1 pseudogene is annotated in these 290 nt (G+C 60.7%); it reads left to right on the top strand.

Features of this window, described 5'->3' with window-relative positions:
* Positions 1–246, top strand: a pseudogene (locus ALO43_RS16300) (conjugal transfer protein); the annotation flags it as partial.
* Positions 247–290: the final 44 nt, after the last annotated feature.

Raw genomic sequence — 290 nt, forward strand, 5'->3', positions numbered from 1 at the left:
TTTGTGGAAGGCGCTGGTGTTCAGGCTCAGGCGCGGGCAGAAGTCCATGCCAGTAAGCTGGGGCTGCCACGTCCTGGGTTGATGGTGACCCAGGCCATCGATGGCTTGCAGGCCGAGTTGGAAAGCATCGGTCTGGTATTTGCGCGACATGTCATCACGCCTAAACGCCGGGAGGCCTCTGACCTTCCTGTCATGACGGCGGTGTATGCCGTGCAGCCACCTGTGGTTGATGAGCCTAGCGAGTAGGAGGCTGGTATGACACGGCCATGCGGCTAGCCAAACGCTCCAGG

The organism is Pseudomonas tremae (genome assembly GCF_001401155.1).
Taxonomy (GTDB): Bacteria; Pseudomonadota; Gammaproteobacteria; order Pseudomonadales; family Pseudomonadaceae; genus Aquipseudomonas; species Aquipseudomonas tremae.